This is a genomic window from Mangrovicella endophytica (assembly GCF_002893625.1).
In the GTDB taxonomy this organism is placed as follows: Bacteria; Pseudomonadota; Alphaproteobacteria; order Rhizobiales; family Rhizobiaceae; genus Mangrovicella; species Mangrovicella endophytica.
Window position 1 is genome coordinate 1 of sequence record NZ_PKMZ01000015.1, and the last position, 22334, is coordinate 22334.

Annotated in this window: 20 protein-coding genes and 2 pseudogenes; 9 read left to right on the forward strand and 13 right to left on the reverse strand. The window is 67.2% G+C overall.

The window, feature by feature from the left end; translation table 11 throughout:
• The 7 genes and pseudogenes from C0R46_RS19515 to C0R46_RS19545 all read right to left on the reverse strand — a co-directional run.
• On the reverse strand, window positions 1–1075 hold a 1075-nt coding region (locus tag C0R46_RS19515), incomplete at its 3' end, for a HAMP domain-containing protein (RefSeq protein WP_157944703.1).
• A gap of 768 nt (window positions 1076–1843) precedes the next feature.
• Window positions 1844–2659, reverse strand: coding sequence for a transglutaminase-like domain-containing protein (locus C0R46_RS19520; RefSeq protein WP_102961353.1), 816 nt, complete (start codon window positions 2657–2659; stop codon window positions 1844–1846).
• Window positions 2660–2791: 132 nt separating this feature from the next.
• Window positions 2792–3658: pseudogene (locus C0R46_RS19525) on the reverse strand (transglutaminase family protein); the annotation flags it as partial.
• Between the two features lie 176 nt (window positions 3659–3834).
• Entirely contained in the window at window positions 3835–4995 is a 1161-nt protein-coding gene (locus C0R46_RS19530) for a winged helix-turn-helix domain-containing protein (protein ID WP_102961355.1), read from the reverse strand.
• A gap of 119 nt (window positions 4996–5114) precedes the next feature.
• Window positions 5115–6635, reverse strand: a complete 1521-nt coding sequence (locus C0R46_RS19535; protein ID WP_102961356.1) for a phosphomannomutase/phosphoglucomutase — start codon at window positions 6633–6635, stop codon at window positions 5115–5117.
• A gap of 142 nt (window positions 6636–6777) precedes the next feature.
• Complete coding sequence (locus C0R46_RS19540; protein WP_102961357.1) at window positions 6778–7932, reverse strand: DegT/DnrJ/EryC1/StrS family aminotransferase; 1155 nt, start codon at window positions 7930–7932, stop codon at window positions 6778–6780.
• 242 nt (window positions 7933–8174) lie between these two features.
• Complete coding sequence (locus C0R46_RS19545; RefSeq protein ID WP_102961358.1) at window positions 8175–9317, reverse strand: glycosyltransferase; 1143 nt, start codon at window positions 9315–9317, stop codon at window positions 8175–8177.
• Window positions 9318–9490: 173 nt separating this feature from the next.
• Here C0R46_RS19545 and C0R46_RS19550 point away from each other — a divergent pair, with 173 nt between their 5' ends.
• The 5 genes from C0R46_RS19550 (at window position 9491) to C0R46_RS19570 (ending at window position 14147) form a co-directional block, all read left to right on the forward strand.
• Window positions 9491–9994 carry a DUF3429 domain-containing protein gene (locus tag C0R46_RS19550; protein WP_102961359.1) on the forward strand — a complete coding sequence of 168 codons (504 nt, stop codon included), beginning with the start codon at window positions 9491–9493 and terminating at the stop codon, window positions 9992–9994.
• A 12-nt stretch (window positions 9995–10006) separates the two neighbouring features.
• Window positions 10007–10486 carry a TspO/MBR family protein gene (locus C0R46_RS19555; RefSeq protein ID WP_102961360.1) on the forward strand — a complete coding sequence of 160 codons (480 nt, stop codon included), beginning with the start codon at window positions 10007–10009 and terminating at the stop codon, window positions 10484–10486.
• 132 nt (window positions 10487–10618) lie between these two features.
• A complete protein-coding gene (locus C0R46_RS19560) occupies window positions 10619–11380 on the forward strand; it encodes an SDR family NAD(P)-dependent oxidoreductase (RefSeq protein ID WP_102961361.1) in 762 nt (253 codons plus the stop codon).
• Window positions 11381–11445: 65 nt separating this feature from the next.
• Complete coding sequence (locus tag C0R46_RS19565; RefSeq protein WP_102961362.1) at window positions 11446–12765, forward strand: alanine racemase; 1320 nt, start codon at window positions 11446–11448, stop codon at window positions 12763–12765.
• Window positions 12762–14147 carry a pyridoxal phosphate-dependent aminotransferase gene (locus tag C0R46_RS19570; RefSeq protein ID WP_102961363.1) on the forward strand — a complete coding sequence of 462 codons (1386 nt, stop codon included), beginning with the start codon at window positions 12762–12764 and terminating at the stop codon, window positions 14145–14147. The genes C0R46_RS19565 and C0R46_RS19570 overlap by 4 nt, the downstream gene beginning before the upstream one ends.
• On the opposite strand, the gene C0R46_RS19575 is transcribed toward C0R46_RS19570, so the two are convergent.
• Genes C0R46_RS19575 through C0R46_RS19585 form a run of 3 tightly spaced genes read right to left on the reverse strand, consistent with a single transcriptional unit; the run spans window position 14139 to window position 17160 of the window.
• Entirely contained in the window at window positions 14139–15056 is a 918-nt protein-coding gene (locus tag C0R46_RS19575) for a glycosyltransferase family 2 protein (RefSeq protein ID WP_102961364.1), read from the reverse strand. The genes C0R46_RS19570 and C0R46_RS19575 overlap by 9 nt on opposite strands.
• Entirely contained in the window at window positions 15053–16843 is a 1791-nt protein-coding gene (locus tag C0R46_RS19580; protein ID WP_102961365.1) for a B12-binding domain-containing radical SAM protein, read from the reverse strand. The genes C0R46_RS19575 and C0R46_RS19580 overlap by 4 nt, the downstream gene beginning before the upstream one ends.
• Window positions 16843–17160, reverse strand: a complete 318-nt coding sequence (locus C0R46_RS19585) for a phosphopantetheine-binding protein (RefSeq protein WP_102961366.1) — start codon at window positions 17158–17160, stop codon at window positions 16843–16845. Before C0R46_RS19585 ends, C0R46_RS19580 begins: the two co-directional genes overlap by 1 nt.
• Before the next feature lie 113 nt (window positions 17161–17273).
• On the opposite strand from C0R46_RS19585, the gene C0R46_RS19590 reads away from it, so the two are divergent.
• Window positions 17274–18071, forward strand: a complete 798-nt coding sequence (locus tag C0R46_RS19590) for a hypothetical protein (RefSeq protein ID WP_102961367.1) — start codon at window positions 17274–17276, stop codon at window positions 18069–18071.
• A 17-nt stretch (window positions 18072–18088) separates the two neighbouring features.
• Here C0R46_RS19590 and C0R46_RS21215 read toward each other — a convergent pair whose 3' ends face one another.
• The 3 genes and pseudogenes from C0R46_RS21215 to C0R46_RS19600 all read right to left on the reverse strand — a co-directional run bounded on the left by C0R46_RS21215 (window position 18089) and on the right by C0R46_RS19600 (window position 19794).
• Complete coding sequence (locus tag C0R46_RS21215; protein WP_245413688.1) at window positions 18089–18619, reverse strand: hypothetical protein; 531 nt, start codon at window positions 18617–18619, stop codon at window positions 18089–18091.
• Window positions 18620–18815: 196 nt separating this feature from the next.
• Window positions 18816–19211, reverse strand: a pseudogene (locus tag C0R46_RS21390) (radical SAM protein); the annotation flags it as partial.
• Window positions 19212–19293: 82 nt separating this feature from the next.
• Window positions 19294–19794, reverse strand: a complete 501-nt coding sequence (locus C0R46_RS19600) for a GNAT family N-acetyltransferase (RefSeq protein WP_102961369.1) — start codon at window positions 19792–19794, stop codon at window positions 19294–19296.
• Between the two features lie 153 nt (window positions 19795–19947).
• Here C0R46_RS19600 and C0R46_RS19605 point away from each other — a divergent pair, with 153 nt between their 5' ends.
• From C0R46_RS19605 to C0R46_RS19615, 3 genes are read left to right on the forward strand one after another with little or no spacing between them, the layout of a single operon-like run.
• Window positions 19948–20301 carry an S-adenosylmethionine decarboxylase family protein gene (locus tag C0R46_RS19605; RefSeq protein ID WP_102961370.1) on the forward strand — a complete coding sequence of 118 codons (354 nt, stop codon included), beginning with the start codon at window positions 19948–19950 and terminating at the stop codon, window positions 20299–20301.
• A 2-nt stretch (window positions 20302–20303) separates the two neighbouring features.
• On the forward strand, window positions 20304–22034 hold the full coding sequence (locus C0R46_RS19610) for an HAD-IIIC family phosphatase (RefSeq protein WP_102961371.1): 1731 nt from the start codon (window positions 20304–20306) through the stop codon (window positions 22032–22034).
• On the forward strand, window positions 22034–22294 hold the full coding sequence (locus C0R46_RS19615; protein ID WP_102961372.1) for an acyl carrier protein: 261 nt from the start codon (window positions 22034–22036) through the stop codon (window positions 22292–22294). Before C0R46_RS19610 ends, C0R46_RS19615 begins: the two co-directional genes overlap by 1 nt.
• Window positions 22295–22334: the final 40 nt, after the last annotated feature.

Below are 22334 nucleotides of genomic sequence, written 5' to 3' on the forward strand. Positions count from 1 at the left end.
CCACCGTGATCTCGGCAAGACCGGTGCGGATGGCGCCGATCGAGGTCACCACCGAGCCGACCGTGTCCTCCAGCTTGCCGATCGAGCCGTTGAACTGCTGGCGGATGGTTTCGTATTCGACAGCGACCGGACGATCGAGGCGGACGGTGAGGTCGCCATCGGCGAGCCGCCCGAAGCCGCCCTCGATGTCATGCACGAAGGCCTGAAGCTCCTCGGCCTTGGCGCGCTCGATGCCGGCCAAGCGCTCGCGCTCGGCTTCCTGAGCCTGGCGGGTGCGCTCGGCCTCGGCTTCGAGACGATCCTTCTCGATCGCGGCCTGCTTGAAGACCTGAACGGCCTGCGCCATCTGGCCGACTTCGTCCTTATGGTGGAGCGCCGGCACAGTGATTGTCTTGTCGCCGGCTGCCAGGCTGCGCATCGCATCCGTCATCGTCTGGATCGGCTTCGCCACAGTGCGGGCGAGCAGCAACGCGATCAGGCTCGAGATCGCGGCCGCGATCAGAGCGCCGGCGAGGAGCGTCGTATAAGCGACACTGAAGGCTTCATCCTTCTGGAGCTGACGCTCCGCGCCAACCCGGTCCTCGATCTCGTTGAACTGGGCGAGCAGCGGACGGATCGCTGTCAGGCGGCCTCGCTCCGCCAGGGACCGGCGGGCGGCCTCAACGGTCGCAGGGTCCTGCAGCTCTTTGATCAGCTGAGACGCGTCGGCCTCATAGGCTGTGACTTCCGCGGCCATCTTCTTGATGATGGCGAGAGCTTCAGGAAGCTGCACCTTGTCCGATAGCGAGGCGATGGTCTGGTCGGTGTTCGCTCTCGCATCGTCGATCCGCTTCAGGAAGGTATCCGAAGGCTCAACGGCGAAGCCCCGGACACCATTTTGCTGCTCCAGAAGGAAGATCTCGAGCGAGGCGGCGAGATCCGCGACTTCTGCCGAGTGATTTTGCTTAACGGTTGCCAGCTCGATCGTCTGCAGCCGCGTGTAGACGAAGACATTCACTGCTACCACTGCCAGGATCAGCACGGTAAAGGACAGGATCAGCTTCTTGGATATCCTGAGATTGTTGATGAACATCATGTCTTTCACTGAACAGACGGAGGCGGTGCGCTGTTATAGCGCCGACCTACAGGGGAACCGGGCGGGGAAAATGAGCTGTATTACGAAGAAGACGGCGGTGTTTATCGGCACATCTGTTTAGCGACTATGCCCCGAAAGAATTGAAATTTCATAAAGTGTGTAGAAGGCAAGAAATGCATCTTTGCGAACGCAAGGTAATTTGCCGATATACAACTTTAGGCGTAATCGACTAATTCTATCCGAAATTGCATCTGTGCTGTTTCAGGTACGAATATGCATCCTCTAGGAGCATAGTCGTACGGCAACCTTACTTACTATGTAGATGATGTCCCTGCAGAGCAGCTGTGTTTCAGTCGCTACGGCGGCCTTGCAGTGCTCCTCCCGGAATGGACGGTGCCCACATCCATCACCGAACCCGCACTGCGTAAGAGCTTGAAGCGTGTAGAGAAATCGGCATCTTACGCATGAGAAGCTGAGGCTCATGCGCGGCAGCGGCGAACGGTCTTCGCCGTAGTCACGCCGCCGGCGGACGCACGGCGCCACGTAAACCGGGTTCGCAGGCGCAGGCCCGCTATGTGGGGTTGCAGGACCGCCCCGTTACCAGCGACGGACGCCCTGCAGGAGAGGGCGATGGCGACCTCAGCCTCCGCGATTTTCGTCTCCGATGATCACGTGTCTTCCACGCCGCCACACCACCAATCGACGCGACCCTGGTCGTCTCGATGTGTGATCAAAGTTCTGGCATCGCGATGTGATGGGCGGCTTTCCCTATGCCGCGAGCGGAACTTCTTCCGTTACCACTTCGAAATGGCTGAGCACTGACGGACCGAAGTTGGTCGACAGGGCAACATCGGTGGCGTCGCGCCCCGTCGCCATCAGGATGCGGCCGATGCGCGGATGATTGTGCCGCGCGTCGAAGGTGAACCAGTGGCCGCTCAGATAGACTTCGAACCAGGCGCTGAAATCCATCGGATAGGGCACAGGCGGGATGCCGATGTCGCCGAGATATCCCGTGCAGTAGCGCGCCGGGATATTCATGCAGCGGCACAGGGTGACGGCAAGATGGGCGAAGTCACGGCAGACACCAGTCTTGTCGATGTAGCCGCCATGGGCCGTGCGGGTGGAGTCGGCGTTCTGATAGTTGAAGGCGATGTGGCTGTGGACGAAGTCGCAGATCGCCTGGACCCTGTCCCAGCCGGGCGGCGTGGCGCCGAAGCGCGACCAAGCGAAGTCCGCCAGGCGATCCGTGTCGCAGTAGCGGCTGCCGAGCAGGAAGACGAGCACCTCGTCCGGCAGGTTCTTGATCTCGAGCTGCTGGGCGTCGCGGGCGACGACGTCCGGCATGCCGGTGTCATAGATCTCGAAGGCGGTGGAGACGGTCGTCCGGCCGGGGGGCGCGACGATGCGGGTACAGGCGTTGCCGAAACTGTCGACGTAATTCCAGGCTTCGATCGGCTGATCGAAGCTGAGCACCTGATCGCTCAGAAGATCGACGCGGCGGGACGGATGAATGTTCAGCACCAGCAGCATCGGCGTCTCCTGGACGCAGTCATAGGACAGGGTGAAGCCGGCGCGGATCTTCATCGGAGGTCAATGTCCTTGCGTCAGGGGGGCTGATTAGCGGGTGGAGCGGGCGCGTTCACCTTTGAGTCTGGGGTTCTGCTGCGGCTTGGCAAGCGGGGTCGGCAGCAGTTCGCTCGCAATCGTCGCGGCAGCCGTGGTCACGTTGACCTGGACGGTCATCGACGAGAAGTCGCTGGCAAGACCGTGGTAGCTTCCCGAGAGCGGTATCGCCTGGCGCGGGTCGCGCGCTACCGCAACGCGAATGAGGTCGCGATTGCCGACGATACCGTTGGTCGGGTCGAACTCGACCCAGCCCGCGCCCGGCAGGTAGACCTGGCACCAGGCATGGGTGGCGCCACCGCCGAGCGTCTGCGAGCCGTCGCGATCGGGAACGTAGATGTAGCCGCTGACGAAGCGCGCGGCGAGGCCGAGCGAGCGCACTGCCTCCATCATGAAGAGGGCAAAGTCGCGGCAGGTGCCGCGCCGCTTGTGCAGCGTCTCGATCGGCGTTTGCGTACCCATCTCGGTCCGCCGCCCATAGGCGAAGCTTTCGCGAATGGCGTAGCAGAGCGTCATCAGCATCGTCGCCGTCTGCGTCTCGCCGCCGGGATGCAGGAAGCGCTTGGCCCAGCGGCCGACCTCGTCGGCTGGATCCTCGTAGTGGCGCTGGATGGTCGGCGCGAGGTCGGCGAGATCGTCCGGCGCGTAGACGAGCGGGTAGCTGGCGGCCTCCTCGCTCATCCGGAAATCGGGGGTCGACTGCGGCGTGTGCTCCAGCGAGATCTCGGTCTCGAAGGACAGCGTGTCGTCGGGCCGGGCGATGGTGACGAGCGCGACGCAGTTGCCGAAGACGTCGTGGATCCAGCGGATATGCGAAGGCTCGGGGTCGATGGCCAGCGACGCGGTCAGCAGACGCTGATCGTAGCTGTCGCGCGGGCGAAACATCAGCCGATGCTCGCCGAACTCGACCGGCCGTCCGTAGCGGTAGACCGTGCTGTGCTTCACCGTGAATTCGGTCATTCGCTCAAGAACTCTCAGCCGGACGGCTGCCGCACGATCTGGATCAACGCTGCTACCGCCTGTGGCAAGATCGCAAAGACGGTCGCAGAATCAATGCTTCTAGCATGCATTGCGCCATGGCCGCGCCACTGGGCCGCCGAACCGCGGCAACGGGAAGCCCCTCTGCGGCCGCGGCCTCAGCCGGCGAGCTGAAAACCCTCGAAGCGATGCAGCGCCTCTTCGATCAGCGGCTTGGCCGCACCGTCGGCATCGGCGGAGACCGACGTCCACTGCTGGATCAGCAGCCGGCGCGCCTCGCGGTCCGCCTTGGCATCGATGACGGCGACGATCCGGTCGCCGATCAGGACGGGTAGGGCGAAGTAGCCGAAGAGGCGCTTCTCCTTGGGCACATAGGCCTCGAAGCGGTGATCGTAGCCAAAGAAGAGCTGCAGGCGCTTGCGCTGGATGATCAGAGGATCGAAGGGCGAAAGGATGTGGACGCGCTCGTCCAGCGTCTCGGGGATCGACTCCAGTGTCTCAGGCTCGCTCCAGTGCGGCGGTGCGCCGGGCTCGTCTTCGATCAGCACCGGACGCAGGCGCCCTTGCTTCACGCGGGACTCGATGATGGCCTTCACGTCCGGCTTCTTGGAAGCCGCAAGATGGCAGATGGAGTCGAGACTGACGAGCCCCTGCGCCCGCAGCGCCCGATCCAGCATGTAGTCCAGCACCTGGCGGTCCGTTGCCGGGCGCGGCATCTCTACCCAGCCGAAATGGCGCTCGGTCAGCTCATAGGTCTTCAGCATACCGGCCCGTGCGCTGATCACCAGGGTGCCGTTGTAGAAGGCCAGCTGCAGCGCCCGCTTCGACGGCTTGCGGCTTGCCCAGGCATGATCCTTTTCCACCAGCACGTCGTCGTCGATGTCGCGGATGGTGAGCGGTCCGTCGCGGCGGATGCGCTCCACGACCTTGCGCAGATCAGCCTTCGAAACCGAGGTGTTCCACTGCCGCGGCGCCAGCCGGTGGCGTTTCATGTCCCCGAGGAAGAACCGGAAGTCCCGTGTCGGCACGTAGGAAAGCGCGTGCGTCCAGTATTCGAAGACGCTCTTCTCCTTGGACTGTGCGTGCTGCAGATGCTCGCGGCGATAGGTCGGAATGCGGTTCCAGAGAATGTGGTGGTGGCAGCGTTCGATGACGTTGATCGTGTCGATCTGCACATAGCCGAGATGCTCCACCGCAAGGCGCGTCGCATCGGGACCGTCGCCGAAGGGCCCCTCTGCATCCAGCCGCTGCGCCCGCAACCAGATGCGGCGGGCTTGGGCTTTGGTGATCGTCAGGGGTAAGGCGAGTCGGCGGGGCATGCGAGGCGCAATCTAGTGCGCCCGCGCGAGGCGTGGAAGATCGAAGCCCGCGCTGCACCACGCGCTCCGGCGCCTGACGCCTGAAGTCCGAGACGGCGCCGCGCGCCGCCGGTTGTGCCTCAGAGCGTCTGGTTGTAGGCGCCGACCTCGCCGCCCTTGCGCAGAATGGTGTCGAGGGCCGCAAACATCTCGCGCTTGCGATGCTCCGAGACCGGGCTCTCCACCACGACCACCAACTCCGGCTTGTTGGAGGAGGCGCGCACCAGGCCCCAGGTGCCGTCCTCGGCGGTGACGCGGATGCCGTTGACCGTGACGATGTCGGCGATCGGCTGGCCGGCGAGGCTTTCGCCGCGGTCCCGCATTGCCTCGATCTCGGCGACGACGCGCTCGACGACGCCGTACTTCACCTCGTCCGGACAGTGCGGCGACATGGTCGGAGAGCCGTAGGTGAGCGGCAGCGCCCGGTAGAGATCCGCCATCGAGCGGCTCGGATTGCGATCCAGCATCTCGGCGACGGCGATCGCCGTCATCAAGCCATCGTCGTAGCCGCGTCCGAGCGGAGCGTTGAAGAAGAAGTGGCCGGACTTCTCGAACCCGGCGACGGCGGACAGTTCGTTGACGCGCCGCTTGATATAGGAGTGGCCGGTCTTCCAGTAGTCGGTCTCGGCCCCTTGGGCGCGCAGCACCGGGTCGGTCATGAACAGGCCGGTCGACTTCACGTCGACGACGAAGCGCGCGTTCGGCGTGACGGAGGACAGGTCGCGCGCCAGCATCACGCCGATCTTGTCGGCGAAGATCTCATGGCCCTCATTGTCGACGATGCCGCAGCGATCGCCATCGCCGTCGAAGCCAAAACCGACATCTGCGCCATGCTCCAGCACCGCCGCGCTGATCGCATGGAGCATCTCCATGTCCTCGGGATTGGGATTGTAGCGCGGGAAGGAGTGGTCGAGCTTCGTATCGAGCTCGACCACATCGAGGCCGATGCGGCGCAGGATGTCCGGCGCAAAAGCGCCCGCCGTGCCGTTGCCGCAGGCCGCAACGACCTTCAGCTTGCGGCCGATATGATGGCCCTTGGTGATGTCGTCGGCATAGGTGGCGCCGAAGTTCTCGACGAAGCTGTAGCGTCCGCCGGGCGCCTCGCGAAAGGCGCCGGAGAGGACGATGTCGCGCAGCCGCCCCATGTCCTCGGGGCCGAAGGTCATCGGGCGCTCACAGCCCATCTTGATGCCGGTCCAGCCGTTCTCGTTGTGCGAGGCCGTCACCATCGCGACAGAGGGGCAATCCAGCGCGAACTGGCCGAAATAGGCCATGGGCGAGAGCGCCAGGCCGATATCCTTGATGTCGGCACCACCGGCGAGCAGCCCGGCGATCAGCGCCGTCTTGATCGAGGCGCTGTAGGCGCGGAAGTCGTGCCCGACCACGATGCCGGGTCCGACGCCCTTCTCGGCGATCAGTGTCGCAAGGCCGAGGCCAAGGGCCTGCACGCCCATCAGGTTCAGCTCGGGCGCCTTGTCGCTACCCGGTCGGCCGAACCACCAGCGCGCATCATATTCCCGGAAGCCCGTCGGCTTGACCAGCGGCCTGGTCTCGAAGGCAAGGCTCATCGGCTCGGCGCTTGCGACGGGTGTCGGGAACATTGGGCCTCCTCCGCGGGCAGTCGCCTGCCGTCGGGCGGCAGGCTCAGTCCGGCTAGACTAGCGCAAAGAGGTTAAGCCTCAGTCGGCGACTTCCAACATTTAGAGGTTTCCGCAGCGTCGAGCGGCATCGTGATGGACGTGCTCAGGCGGCCTCAGCCTTGACGGTGTCGAGCGAGCGCTTCACCGCCTCGACGATGCGGTCCTGCGTGGGCTCGTCGAGATAGGCGTGCATCGGCAGGCTCACCACCTCGGTGCACAGGGCTTCCGTCGCCGGCAGACGGCCACCTGCGACCGGGAAGTCGCGATAGGCGGTCTGCTGATGCAGGGCCTTCGGATAATAGATGACGGTCGGCACGCCATGCGCCTTCATCGCCGCCATGAAGGCGTCGCGCCGGCCGCCGCTGACCTTCACCGTGTACTGCGCCCAGGTGGAGACGACACCGGCGGGGAGGGCCTGCGGCGTCACGGTGCCGGAGAGGAGCTCGTCATAGCGGCGGCCGATGCGGTCGCGGGCGGCGATCTCTTCGGCGAAGATCTCGAGTTTCTCCAGGACGACAGCGGCCTGGATCGTATCCATGCGCCCGTTAATGCCGATGCGCACGTTGTCGTAGCGGTCGCTGCCCATGCCGTGGACACGCAGCGAGCGCATCGCGCTGGCGAGTTCGGCGTCATTGGTCTGCACCGCGCCGCCGTCGCCGTAGCAGCCAAGGGGCTTTGCCGGATAGAAGCTGGTCGCCACAACGTCGGCCCAGCGGCTGGCCATCTGTCCGTCACGCGTCGAGCCATAGCCCTGTGCGGCATCGGAGACGAGCTTGAGGCCATGTGCGTCACAGACGGCTCGGATCGACGCATAGTCGGCGATCTGCCCGAAGAGATCGACGGCGATCACCGCGCGCGGGGTCAGCTTGCCCTCGGCCAACACGTCGGCGATCGCGACGGCGAGATGGGCCGGATCCATGTTGAAGGTGTCGGGCAGGACGTCGACAAAAACGGGTGTCGCGCCACACAAGGCGACCACCTCCGCCGTCGCCGCGAAGGTGAAGCTCGGCACGAAGACGGCATCGCCCGCTTTCACGCCCCAGGCCATCAGCGGCAGCACCAGCGCGTCCGTGCCGGAGCCGCAGCTCAGCGTCTCCGACATGCCGCCGAAAGCGGAGAGCCTGGCCTCCAGCTCGGTGACGTCGGGTCCCATGATGAAGGCGCCTGAGTCCATGATCGCCGCGATGCGACGCTCGACCTTGGCGCGGATACGGTCGCGCTGCGTCGCAAGGTCGATGAAGGGGATCATGCTGGCCATGGGATGTCCTTCGCTGGTCATGCCGCGGCGGCTGCTGCCGTCGTCGTGCCGCCGCCCTGTGCAAGCTGCGGTGACCGCCAAGATCGGCGATTCGAGGGCGGGTTCTAGCCTTTCGGCGTCCGCGGCAGCGCTACCGGAACGCCCGGCCAAATCAAGCGGATCCGGGCCCGCCGCGATTCAACAATTATCGCGTCCGCCATCAGAGCGTGATGAACGCCCCCATGGCCGCCGAGCCGGCAGCCTCAATCCTGCAGCATGTCACGGTAGAGCGCGGCCACGGCATCCATGACATGGCGCTCGGTGTAGCCGGCGAGAATCCGCTCGCGGCCCGATCGCCCCATCGCTTCGCAGAGCGCGCGGTCGCCGGCAAGGCGCTGCATCGCGGCGGCGAGGGCATCGGAGTTGCCCGGCGGCACGATGATGCCGTCGAGCCCGTCGCGGACGAAGTCCCGGCAGCCCGGAACATCCGTCGTCAGGATGGCACGCCCGCAGGCGGCGGCCTCCAGCAGGGTGCGCGGCAGCCCTTCCCCGCCGCGCGAGGCGAGGCAGGCGACGTGGTGCTCGCGCCAGACGGCCGCGATGTCGCCGGCAAAGCCGCGCCAAACGATGCTGCCGTGCTCGCTCCAGGCGCGGAGCTGCGCTTCGGGAACCGCCTTCGGATTGGATGGGTCGGGCGCGCCGAACAGCGACAGCTCGACGTCGGCGCCGGCGGCCCGCGCGCGCATCACCGCCTCCACCGCGGTGTCGATGCCCTTCGACCAGAGCATTCGTGCGACCACGGCGATGCGCAGCGTCGAGACGGGCGGAAGCGGCAGGGGCGGGAGTGCCGACGGGTCGACGCCGGCGCCACCGACGATCGTGACGCGCGGCGACCCGGGATCGAGTCCGAGGAAACCGGCATCGTTCGGGTTCTCGAAGAGATAGCGCGTTCGCGCGCTGGATAGCGGCCCGCGCAGCGCGGCGGCGATGACGCCGCGGGCAGCGTGTCCGGCAAGGTCCCGCCGCGCACCGAGATAGCCGAGGCCGGTCAGCGCAAAGACGCGTCGCCTGATCCCTGCCCGTGCCGCTGCGGCGCCGCCGACGAGGATGGAGCGGAGCGCGATGCAATGGACGATGTCCGGCCGCTCGGCTTCCAGGATCTCCGTCAGGCGGCGGACCGTCGGGATTATCGAAGTCGGGCGGATGTCGCGCCGCTCGGCTTCGAGCGGGATGACGCGCGCCCCGGTGGCGCGGATCGCATCCGCATGGGCACGCACACGCGTGATCACCACGGCCTGGAGCCCCATTTCGACGGCGGCGCGCGCCATCGGCAGGAAATGCGAGACGAAGAACCAGTCTTCCGTCACCACGAAGGCGATCTTGCCGGAGCGGGGTGGCAGGGTCATTGTTCTCGCAGATGATGCCCTGAGAGGGGCGGAAGTGCTAAGGCATAGTGGCGCCCAGCCGGCATTGGAAGCGGTAAGACCGCTGCGCCGCAAGGCGTGATCGCCCGTGCTGCTGTCGGAACTGACCCGGCGCCCCATCTCAGCCGAGTGACCAGCGAGGAGCCAACCCTTCGATGACCATACTGGAAGAGGCGCACCGGTCCTCTGCGCAGGCGGACGAGGCGGTCCCGCCGCGCAGCCGCCTGCTCGGCTGGTTCGCCGTCCTGCCGCTCGCCGCGGGTACGCTGGCGATGTGGCTGGCCAGCGACGCGCTGAGCTTCCTGACAGTGAACCTGACGCTGTTCTGGGGTGCCGCGCTCCTGATCTTTCTCGGCGGCGTGCGGCGCGGCTATGGCTTCGCGCTTGCGGATGGCGGCTCCGCAGGGACAGTCGCCACCGCGATCTGGCTATTCGCCGCAGGCTTTTTGGGCCTCCTCGGAACAGTGTGGGGCTATCCGATCGCGGCGGCCGTCCTGGAGATCGCCGGCTTCCTCAGCCTTGCCGTTCTGGACCCGATCGCGGCCCGGCGAGGCGAGGCGCCGCGCTTCTTCGCGCGGCTTCGCCCATCGCAGATGCTGGCGGCGAGCGCCTGCCTCGCAGCCGCCGCGATCTTCATCGTCACCAGCCCCATCGTCTGATAGACCGCTGCCATGGATCTCGATTCCTTCGCCTCGCTTGCCGTTTTCCTGCTTCTCTCCCTACTGGTCGCCGCGACCGGAATCCTGTTCCGGCCGGGTCGCTGGTATGAGACGCTGCAGAAGCCGTCGTGGACGCCGCCGAACCGCGCCTTTCCGATCATCTGGACGGTGCTCTACGTTATGATCGCCGTCAGCGGCTGGCTGGTCTACAACCGGGTGGGGCTCGCGACCTGGCCGTTCACGGCCTTCGCCGTGCAACTCGTCCTGAACGCTGCCTGGTCGCCGCTCTTCTTCGGCATCAGGCGCCCGGCACTGGCGCTCGTCGACATCCTGCTGCTGTGGTGCGCGATCGTCTGGACCATCGTGCTGTTTGCCGGCGTCAGCGCCGTCGCCGCCTGGCTGCTGGTGCCTTACCTCGTCTGGGTCAGCATCGCTGCGGCGCTCAACCTCTCAGTCTGGACCCGCAATCCCGGGGCCTTTGCCACGGCATGACAGCCTGAGGCGACCTCGCACGCCGCGAACCGTCGCATTCCGATATCGTAGCATGACCGCGGAGCGGCCGTGCCGCCATTGGCCATTGGCAGCGGCAGACGCTGCCCCGCACACTCTCAGGAGCCATCAGCGATGACATTCGCTCAACATCCCAGCCTGTCCGGCCGCCGCGTTTTCGTCACCGGCGGCGCTTCGGGCATCGGCGCCGAGATCGTCTCGGCCTTTGCCGAGCAAGGCTCATCGGTCGGCTTCGTGGATATCGACGAGACGGGCGGGCGTGCACTGGCCGAGCGCCTGACGGGCGAGGGCAGGAGCGTCCGGTTCGAGCCTTGCGATCTGCGCGACATCGACGCGCTGCGCCGTGCCTTTGCGGCTCTGGCGGAGGCTGTTGGGCCGGCCGAGGTGCTCGTCAACAACGCTGCGCGTGATGATCGGCATGGCTGGGAGGATGTGACGCCCGACTACTACGACGAGCGCATCCAGACCAATCTCCGCCATATGTTCTTCGCCACGCAAGCCGTGGCGCCCGGCATGATTGCGGCCGGCAAGGGCGCCATCGTCAATCTCGGCTCCAACTCCTGGTGGGAAGGCTCCGGCGGCATGCCGGTCTACACAACCGCCAAGGCTGCGGTGCACGGCATGACGCGATCCTTCGCGCGCGATCTCGGCAAGCACCGCATCCGCGTCAACACGGTTGTGCCCGGCTGGATCATGACGGAGCGGCAGAAGACGCTGTGGGCAACGCCGGAGGCGCTGGACAAGCACCTGCAGCGTCAGTGCCTGCCGGACCTCATCGAGCCCGTCTATGTCGCCCGCATGGTGCTGTTCCTGTGCTCGGACGATGCCGCCATGTGCACCGCCGGCAACTATATGGTCGAGGCTGGCTCGATCTGAGTCACGTGTTCGACGATCTTGTAATTTCTATCTGAAGTTGCATCATCCGCCTGTATCGGAGGTGGATGATGGACGACCCGTTCGGGCGCGGTGATGCCGAAGTTACGGGCGGCGAGGCGGCGATCCGGCCGGCGCGCCTCGCCGCGCTCGCCCAGCGCTTCGGCACGCCGCTCTTCGTCTATGGCGCGGACGGCATGCGAAGCGCGGTGCGGCGGCTGCGGGCCGCGCTGCCCAGTGGTGCGCAGCTCTTCTATGCCGTGAAGGCCAACCCGCATCACGCCGTCACCCGCCTGATGCGCGACGAGGGCTGCGGCGCCGAGGTGGCCTCGGAGGGCGAGCTCGATCTGGCTCTTGCCGCCGGCATTCCATCGGAGGCGATCGTCGTCTCCGGCCCCGCCAAGACCGAACGCCTGCTGACGCGGGCCGTCGAAATCGGGCTGCGAGCGATCCAGTCGGGCTCGCTCGACGAGCTGGAGCGGCTGCAGGCGATCGGCACAAAGCTCGGACGCAGGGCGCCGGTGGCCCTGCGCATCGACCTGGCCGCTGGCGAGGGCGTGCGGCGCGGCGGCTGGGCCGGTCCATCACCGTTCGGCTTTCCGGCCGCAGCGCTGCCGGGTGTGCTTGAGCGTACAAGATCCCTCGGCGGCGTCAGCGTCATCGGCCTGCACAACCACCAATCGTCGCAGGTTCTGTCCGGTGACGCCTTCGCCGAGCGCTTTGCACGCTTCGCCGACGTCGCCATGGCTGCCGGACGATCGCACCGCCTCCGATTCCTCAACTTCGGGGGCGGCTTCGGCGTACCGGCCTATGCCGATGACGCGCCGCTGGACCTGGCGCCGGTGACCGAGCGGCTTCGCGCCATTCGCTCGGCGATCCCGCATGCAGTGACCTTTGCCTTCGAGCCGGGCCGCTATCTGACAGGCCCTTACGGTTGGTACGTGGCGCGGGTCCTCGCCGTCCTTGAAGCCGGCGGAACGCGCTTTGCCTGCCTCGACGGCGGCATTCACCACATGCTCGGCCTGTCTGGCGCTCTGCGGGCGCTGCGAAGACCCGTGACGGTACGGCTCCTGCGCGAAAGCGTGTGCGGAGACGAACGGCCGACGGAGCTGACCGGGCCACTCTGCACGCCGCTCGACCGCCTCGCCGGCGCCGTTCCGCTGCCGGCGGATCTCCGTGTCGGCGACCGCCTCGCCTTCGCCAATTGCGGCGCCTATGCCAAGCAGGCGAGCCCGTTGAACTTTCTCGGCCATGACTGGCCGGCGGAGGTCATGGTCGAGGGGGCGACGGAGACGCTGATTGCGCGTCGTGTCGGCTTTGCCGAGGTGCTGGCCCTGCAGGCCGCTACCCAGCCCGCTGACGATCACGCCGGGGCGCTCACCTCATGACCTACCGGTCGCTGGAGCGGGCCAACGCCTACTTCTACGATCCGGCGCGGCGGGCCGCAGTGGTGCAGCGGCATGGCGCGATCGCCTACCTCTCCTCCGGCGTGAACCACCTGAGGGCGCCGCGGGTGCTGCTCGATATTGCTGCGCGCGAGCTCGGCTCGCGCATGCTGATCGAGAACTACACCGCGCCCGGCGGTGCGCTGTCCGCGGTCGCTGCCATCTTGTTCGAGCTGCACGACCGGCTGGGGCGCAGCGACAGCGTTGGCCTCTCCAACATCTGCCTCACGGTCGGCGCCACGGGGGCGCTCGCCAGCGCCTTCCGCACCCTGGCGGCCGCCGATGCGCGCACTGCTCTGGTGCTCGGGCTGAACTACTCCTTCTTCTCCACGGTCGCGGAGGAATGCGGCATCGCCTACCGCACCGTCTCCTCGCAGCATCCCGGTCGCATCCTGCCGGATGCGGAGGAGGCGTGCCGGCTGATCCGCAAGCAGCGTCCGGCCATCGTCGTGCTGTCGCAGCCGACCAATCCGTCGGGCGAGCTCTACAATGCCGCCGACCTTGCGGCCGTCTGCGACTGCGCGGAGGAGAACGGCTGCTGGCTCGTCTTCGACGAGGTGCCGAGCCTGGCGCTCCCGGACGAGGGCGACCTGCCGTCGCCGCTCGCGGGCCGCGACCGTTTTCCGGAGCGGCTGATCCTCATCGGCAGCTTTTCCAAGTCCCGCAGTCTGGCGGGGCTGCGGGCCGGCGTGCTGATCGCCGCAGAGCCGGTGGCCGCGCAGGCGCGGCGGCGCAACGAGCGCCAGCACTGGTCGCCGAGCAATGTGGGCGTGAGCGCGCTGGCGCTCGACATGGTGCTACGCGCGCTGGCGCGGGCAAGGAGGCAGGCGACGCTCAATAGGGCTGACGTCGATAAGGCGACCGCCACGAGGCTGCGGCGTGCCGGCGCCTATCTCCGGCATTTCGCGCCATACGGCGACGATTTCTCGAGCTTCGGTGGCCTATGGAGCTTCATCGACGGCGATCGCGACTGGAGCGAAGCACTCGCCTGCTACCGGGCAGACTTGGCAAGCGTCGCAGCCACCTGCGCGGAAAACCGCGCGACATTTGCGACGCTGCTCGGCCCGCACATGAGGGAGGCGGTACCGCTGGCAGCCGGCTTCAACCACGCGGTGAAGCTGGAAACGGGTCGGTCTGAGTGGGCGTTTGTCACCGCCGCCTTCGACGCAGCCGGCATCGACCTCTACACCGAGACCGTCTTTGCCGATCATGACGACGCTACGGGACGGGACTTCTGGATCCGCATCTCCACGGCCGTCGAGCCCGCCGTCTTTGCAGCGGGTGCAGAGCGGCTGCGCAGCTTCCTTGATCGATCGTCAGGCTGAAGGGGCTGCCATAACGGGCGGCAGCAGGGATGGCCCGGCGATCAGCGCTTGTACCTCGCGAATCGCCAGGTCGCCGTGCTTGGCGGCGAAGTAGTCGAAGCTGTCGGCAAAGCTCGTCAGCGAAGCGCCGCGTGGATGGTCCATATGGGCCGAGAGGATGCCGGGCAGTTCGCGGAAGCGGGCACCGCGCCGCCACAGCCGGTAGCCGAGCTCGATCGCCTCGCAACCCCAGCGCCGGCCGAAAGCCTCGTCATAACCGCCGGCCGCCTCGAACAGGCTGCGCTGCAGCGCGACGCCGGAACCTGAATAGCCGAGCCAGGGATGACGCTGCGGCGCGGCGCCGAGACAATCCGAAACCAGCCGCTCGAAGCGGTTGCGGTGCCGGCACTGCCGCGCGATGGCCGGCCAGTCGCTGAGGACCATGGCTCGGCTGATCGTCCGCCCGGCGAGGAGCGAGCCGCCGTCGGGGCGGCCGTCGTAGCGAAGGCCGCGCTCTGGATCGCGGAAGGCGGCGAGGTAGCGCAGGAGGTAGACCGGCGCGCGGCAGACGGTATCGGGCGCTTGCGCGACCCTGGCGTTGCAGGTCGCGAGATAGGTGGGCGAGAGTAGCACGTCGTCGTCCATGAAGAGGAGAACGTCGCCTCGCGCCGCCGCCGCGCCCCGGTTCTGCGCGGCCGCCTGGCCAAGGCCGCCGGCAAGAAGCGTAGAGACGCGGAGACCGGCCGCCTCGGCTGCAGCGATCGCCTCAAGGGAGCCGTCGTCCTCCGCCGCGTCGAGCACCACGATCGTCTCGAAGCGGTCGGCGGGGAGGGACTGTGCAATCAGCGCGTGAAGCGCGAGGACGAGGCGCTCCCGCTTGCCGGCGGTCGGGACGATCACCGACAGGACCGGGGCGTTGGCCTTGTTCATCCGGCTGAAGCCAGCGGCCGAGCCGCGACGGATACGCGGCGAGGGATGGGGTCGCCCGCACCGCTGCCGGTCAGCGTCTCCAGAATGCCGGCCGGGAAATGCTGAAGCTCATGCTCGGCAGCATAGTGGCGCGCGAGGCGATCGAGACCCGCTGGCGGGCGATGGCGCCGCTCCGCTTCGGCCGCGGCATCGACGAGGAGGCGCATCAGACCGGCGAGTGCCGGTCCGATCGAGCGGCGATAGGCAGCAAGGCGGCTCACCAGCGCCAGCGTATCCGCAGCGTCGCGCCTGTGGTCGGCTCGCAGCGCCTTCAGGATCGCCGGCACCGCCTCGTCGAGCAGCACCGACCAGCGGTTGGCCTCAGCGTTGAGGGCGCTCCAGAAGGCCGCGACATGAGGGTTCTCGATCGGGGTCACCTGGTAGGTCACAGTGGCGCACCAACGCCTGAGACTGGTCTCGTCGTCGCGCAGCGGCGGGAGCGACGGCCTGCCATGGACGTTGTCGTAGCGGCGCGCGGCAGCGGTGCCGCAATGGACCTTCAGCTTGTTGACCAGCCAGAGCGGCTGGCCGGAGCGATAGAGCGCGGTACGCTCGATGAAAGCGACGGAGTCCGCCACCTCGTCGAGACCGGATTCCCAGTCGAGCAGGATCATGCTCGGCATAAGGTCGAGGCGCAGCCGGCGGGCGAGGGCGACCGCCGCCTCATTCTGCTCCACCGTCTGCCCCTTGGCCCAGCGCTTCAGCGTCTTCGGCGAGCCGGATTCGAGGCCGAACAGGATCTGGTCGAAGCCGGCGCGGCGCAGACGCATGAGGGTCTCCGGCACCAGCGAATCGACGCGGCATTCGGCATGGAAGCTGACGGCAAGGTCGCGCGCGACGATCTCGTCCGCGAAGGCGAGCATCCGCCGGTTGCTCTCCTCGCCATAGCCGAGGAAGTTGTCGTCGGCCATGTAGAAGCGGCTGACGCCCTGGTCGCGCACCACCGCCTCCATCTCGTCGACGACGTCGCGCGGATCGCGCATGCGATAGGTGCCGCCCTTCTGGCCACGCACGATGTTTGGCACCGAGCAGAAGGTGCAGAAGGCCTTGCAGCCGCGCGAGGTCGTCAGATACGCGCTCGGCACCGGCAGGCCGCGGGCGCGGATGGAGGCGATGCCGTCGCGCGAGGGATGCGGCAGGTCGTCGAGGTCGAGCGGAGCGCCACGCGGATTGGCGATGATGCCATCCAGCGTGCGGTGCTGCAGCGCCGGCACGCCGGTTAGATCGCCGCCGGCATCGAGCGTGTCGGCCAGGGCGACGATGGCGGCTTCCCCTTCGCCCTCGATCACGCCGTCGATGCAGTCGAAGGTCTCCAGCAGCAGTTGGCCGATTGCTGACGCCAGCGGTCCGCCGAAGACCACGAAGGTGCCGGGCCGAACCAGCTTCAGCTGGCGCGCGAGGATCAGCGCATTGGCGAGCTGAAGGTCGTAGAGCAGCGAGAAGCCGACGAGACCGGGCGCGAAGTCGATGAGGGCGTCGAGGACAGCCTTGTCGGACAGGCCCTCGTTCGAGGCGCCGAGGAGGCGGACGGTGCGGCCGGCACGGCGAAGGCTGGCAGCCAGATATTCGATGCCGAGGAATTCGCGGGACACCGTGTAGTCCGACCCGAAGGTCGCGACGTCGCGGACGATCTCCTCATAGCTGCGCAGCATCGTTTCGCGATGCTCGCGCTCCGGATCGTCCGTGAAGGGCTCCTCGCGCGGCCCGACGAGCGCGACCCGCGTCAGCGACCGTGCGGCCACCGCCATCAGCGTGCCGCCAGGTCCGGCGTGCGGAGCCGCTCGGCATTGACCGCCAGCCAGTCTGCCCAAGCCAAGACAGATTTCAGTGCCGGATCCATCAGCGCTTCGTCGGGCACGTCGATGTTGAGGCGGCTCTCGATATTGAGGACGAATTCGAGATAGTCGACCGAGTTGAGGCCAATCGCTCCGAAACTGTCGGAGACAAGGTCCGCATCCGGCGGGACCAGCTCGTTGGCGGCCGTGATGTCGCGCAGGACGGCGGCAAGATCAGCGGCGATCGCCTCGGCGCTTGATGTCTGTTGCAGATCAGCGGCAACGCTCATGGTGCTCTCCTCTCCGGCTGGGAGAGACTAAGTCGACAACGCAATGAATACAACTTAAAGATGTATGCAGCCGATGACTTTCAGGGTCACGGGTTGTTGGCTGAGGAGCGAGAATGGGCGTGAGCCTGCTTCTGGAATGCGCTGGCAAGCAGCATCTGGTCTCAGCGGAGCACATGTTCTCGGAGGTCGTGAGCGACCGCGACGCGGCCGATCTCGCCCGTCTTGCTGAAGCTCTGCGGAATCTGAGCGACGGACGCTTCGATGGTCTGGCGCTGCGACAGGTGATGCTGCACGGCGGTCGAATCCCAGCCGCCGACATGCTGATGGTCGCTGCCCCGACGGATGATCCCCGCCTTGCCGGCATCGCGCTGGCGCTGGCCTTGACCCCGTTCGGAACCGTCGATGCCTTCGCGTCCCTGCTGATCGCCGGCGGCGACCTGCGCGGCGTCGCGCGCGGGATCGATCCCGCCGGCGACCTCGAGCCGCGCACCCGCCTCTTCGTCGCCGATCATCTGATCCGCCGCCGTAACCTGCCCGTGCTCATCGCGGCGGTGGCCGGCGTCACCGCCCTGAAGGCCAACGGCCGGCGGCCGGACTTTGCTGAGCTCGCCGATCCATCCTCGGCCGAGCGGCGGCGGCGGCTCGGGGCGGTGGCGGCCGTTTATGCCGCTTCGCCAGACCTCCTGTCGCTCGGCCTGCACCATCTGAGGGCCTGCGACTGGCGATCGGCCGAGCGCCTCGGCCGGCGGGTCAGTTTGATGGCTGCCGGGTCCTGCGGCATGGAGGCCGCAGAGCCGCCGGCGATCGCAGACCTGATGCTCCTTTCGGTTCTGCCGACCTGCGACACGATCGACGCGGCGGCGCGGATGATGGCCCCGAGATCCGCCCGGCATGAGCCGATGGTGGTGTGATCTCAGGCTGGGGCAGCCTAGACCAGCGCAAGCGTCGACCCGAACGATGGAGCCGCTGCAGACGTCTTCGCCGCACTTAGACGCTCCCGCAGTTCCAGGAGGCGACCTCGAGCCTCGGCCGTGCCGTACATCGGCATGCGGGTGATCTCCTCAATCGACACGGCTCCCGCGATGAAGAGGGTGACGATGTCGGCCTGGCTGAAGCAGTTGCGGCAGACCGGCACGCGCGGCGGCTCGCGGGTCAGAAGATCGTACATCTTGTGGCGGCCGACCTCCGCCATGACCGTTCCGGCGTCGCCGGTCTTCAGGTTGCCGATCTCGGCCGTCCAGCCGACCGGGCACGGTGTGAGCGCGCCGGTATCGAAGAGCTGGAGCGCGGCGTCGGGCAGGTAGCAGCGGGCATGGCGGCGGCTGCCATGGCGATCGAGGAAGTCGGCCAGCGCCAAGTAGTAGGCGGGCGGGCCGAGCACCGGCGACGCCTCGTCCGGCAAGCGGCGCAGCATGGCAGCGAAGGCGGCGGCATTCCGGCGTGAACAGGAGGTCGGCATGGATGCCGCGCACCGGGATCGGGACGGCGGTGATGTCTGCGGGAAAACTGCCGAGATAGGACAGAAAACTGGGAAAGGCCGCGGCATTGGCATCGCTGATGACGCTGGTGATCTCGAGCGGCACCGCGGTGCCCGCGAGCGCCTCGAAGGCTGCCATCACTCGGCGACCGATATTCTCCGAGCGCCAGCGCATCGCATTCATCGCCGACGTGTGGCCATCAAGCGAAAGGTTGAAGCCTACATTGCCGAGGCCGAGCAGCCTGTCGACGATCGCCGGCGTCAGTTCGGTGCCGTTGCTGAGAACCTGCACATGGCTGTAGCGGTCGGCGAGAGCCTCGACCAGTTCGGCGGCGTTGGCGAGCATGAACAGCTCGCCGCCGCTGACCTTCATCACCGGTGCGTCGACATGGCCGCGCATGGCATCGACCATCGTCAGCACGCCGCCGATGTCGATCGTCGCGCCGCGACCCTTGTGCGAGGCGGAGGTGGCCGTTCCATAGTCGCTGGCGTCAGTGACGCTGGTGCAGTAGCTGCACTTCAGGTTGCAGAAATTACCGGCAACGATGAGATCGTGATAGAGAAAGCGCTGCATGGCGGCCCTCCGTCCGGAGCAGCTTGCCTTGGAGATCTCGTAATTGCAACTTTAGATTGATTATTTGGAGCGAGTGCTCTCATCAGAGCAGGCGGCTGGGTGCCTCCTCGCCGATGTCGAGTTCGTAGACGATGTGCCGCTCCTGGAAGCCGGCGAGGCGATAGAGGCCGCGCATCGCTTCGTTGGAACTCGCGGTGCGGCCGACGATGCGGGTGAAGCCGGCGGCGCGGCTGTGCTCCATAACCGCCCGCAGCAGTGTGACGGCGACGGTCGGTCCTCCGGCATCACGATCGACATAGAAGCTGCGGAAGTCGGCATAGAGATCGCCGGTGATGAAGTTCTGCCGCGAGGACACCCAGGCCCAGCCGACGACGCGGCCGTTCCGCTCCACCACGCGCGTCCAGTCGTCGCCATATTTCAGGAGCTTGCCGAGCTTCTTGCGGTAGTGCTGGAGGTCGGTCACCGCCTCGTCGGCAAAGGAGCGGATCGCGATCTCCGCCTCGAACCCGGCAACGGCGTCGATGTCCTCCACTCGGAAGGGGCGGATATGCGGCTTATCCGGGGCGGCAGTCTCATGCGGCATGGGATCGTCTCTGATGTTGAGGCCGCCAGCGTTCGTTCCACCCGGCCAGCCTTGTCGCCCTAAGCTCGAGCGACTATAGGGATTTCCGGCGGCTCACGCACCTTCGGTGCCTCGAAGCGGGTCGGCCTTTCTCCAAATGCCGCGGACTATCCCATGAGAATTCGCCAGGTGCTGGCTGACATGCGCAATTGCGATCTCGTCATTGAGGACGAGACGGCGCTGCGCGACGCCGCGATCGCCGGCGCCAAGGCGGGTGGCTCGACGGTGATCGGCGAGTATGCGCAGCGCTACGTACCGCATGGCATCACGCTGGTGGTGTTCCTGGCGGAGTCGCACATCATGCTGACGACCTGGCCGGAGTACCGGATGGTGCTGGCCGACGTGCTCCTGTGCAATCCCGAGATGTCCGAGGATGCCACGATCGACGAGATCGCCCGGCGCCTCTGCCCGAACGGCGTGGTGGAGCGCAGCTACGTCACACGGCATATCGAGCCGCTGGACGCCTGAGCATGAAGCGGCCGGCCTGGTGGCGCTTCCTGCCCGAGGACGGCGGAGCGATCCGGCCGGAGGATATTGCGGCTGCGGCTGAGGCGGGGCCAGGGGTCCTGTCGCGGCTGCTGCGGCAGGCCCGGGCACAGCTGGGCGCCAACCGGGCGTCCTCGCTGTTGCGCAGAGCGCTGCCGGACATGACGCTGGCGCCGCTCCGGCCGGTACGGCTGCTCTTTGTCTCGACCTATCAGGCGACGGCGGTATCCGATGCCCTGACGCTCGCCTTTGCGATTGCCGGGTTGCGGCTGCAAGTGACCGCGCTCGAGGGCATCGCTGCGGCGGAGGGTTGGATCGGCGAGGTCGGCACGCTCGGGCAGAATGTTGATCTGGTCGTGCTGTCGACGCTGCCCGAGCCTGACCCCGGCGCTCCCGCCAGGCGGTCGGCGGCGCTGCGCCAGCTCGCGTCCCGGCTTGCGCACTCGGTTCAGGCACCAGCGGTGGTGCTCTCCTTCGGCGACAAAGCCGAGTCTGCGGACCGCGTCGACGACACCGATGTTCGCGAGATATCGGTCGGGGACGAGGCCCTCGGCGGCGCGTCGGTGCTCGACACGCGCTTCGCGCTGAGCTTCGGCGCAATTCCGAGCGCCGCCGCCGCCGATGCGCTCGCGGACGCAGCCGCCGGTTTCGCCGCGGCAACGCTCGGCGCTGCACCCAAGCTCGTCATCACCGACCTCGACGGCACGCTCTGGCGCGGCGTTGCCGGAGAAGGGGAGGCGGCGGACGGCGCGACGGACCTCGTGCTGCACGAGGCCTATGCCGATGCGCTGCTGCGCCTGCAAAGCCGTGGCCTCGTGCTCGCCGCCGCCAGCCGCAACGATCGCGCGATCGCCGAAGCGGCACTGGCGGGATTTGCCGATCACCTCGGGCGGCAGCCCTTTGCAAGCCTTGCTGTCGCCTGGGAGGGCAAGGCCGAGCTGGTGGAACGCGTGCTGGCCGAGACAGGTCTTGCCCCGGAGCATACGGTCTTCATCGACGATGATGCGGTGAACTGCGCGGCCGTGGCAGTGCGCTTCCCGCAGATGGACGTGCGGCTGTTCTCAGGCGACGAAGCCGGCTTCGCCGCCATGCTGCTGGCCGATCCGCGGCTCGCCGGCGGTCCAAACCAGGCGGTCAGCTCCAGCCGGGCCGAGCAGTACCGGCTGAAGGCCGAGGTCGACCGGTTGCGGGCGGAGGAGGGGGGACTTGCCGCCTTCCTGCAGCGGCTGCAGAGCCGCGTCATCGTCCGGCCGCTCGGGGCGGATGATCGTGCCAGAGCCGCGGAACTGGCGCGGCGGGTGAACCAGTTCGCCTTCGCGGATTTCCGCCCGAATGTCACGGCGCTCGCGGAGCGGCACAGCGCGTTCGATCTCTTGTTCCGTCTCGAGGATGCCTTCGGGTCGCACGGCATCGTCGGGCTGGTGCTGGCGCGGCGGGATGGCGATGTCGTGCGGCTCGACAATCTCCTTCTCAGCTGCCGGGCGCTGCAGAGGGGCGTCGAGGATGCCATGCTGCACGCGCTCGCTCAGCGCGCGAGGGGTGGGGGCGTGAGGGCGCTGATCGGCCGGATTGAGCCCCTGCCGCGCAACACGCCGGCACGCGATTTCGCGCGCCGGCTGGGGCTGGACACAGACGGGGTCTTTCGCCTCGATCTGGAAGATAGCCTGTTGCCGCTGCCAGGCGGCATCAGCATCGAAGACGAGAAGGAGCGGTGATGACGGTGCGCGAAACGAAAGCACTGGCGCAGGAGATCGCCGGCATCGTCGCAGAGGTGCTGGAGCAGCCGGAGGGCGGCATCAGTGCCGAAACACGTGCCGCCGAGGTCGAGGCGTGGGATTCGCTTGGCCATGTCCGTATCGTGCTGGCGCTGGAGGCCGCCTTCGGCATCCGCTTCACCATGGGCGAGATCGAGAAGGGTACGTCAATTCCGGAACTCGCGCGGCTGACGCGCGAGGCGCAGGCGCGCGAGGGCTGAGCAACAGCGTTCTCGGAGATGCCGGCCGCTCGGCCCGGCC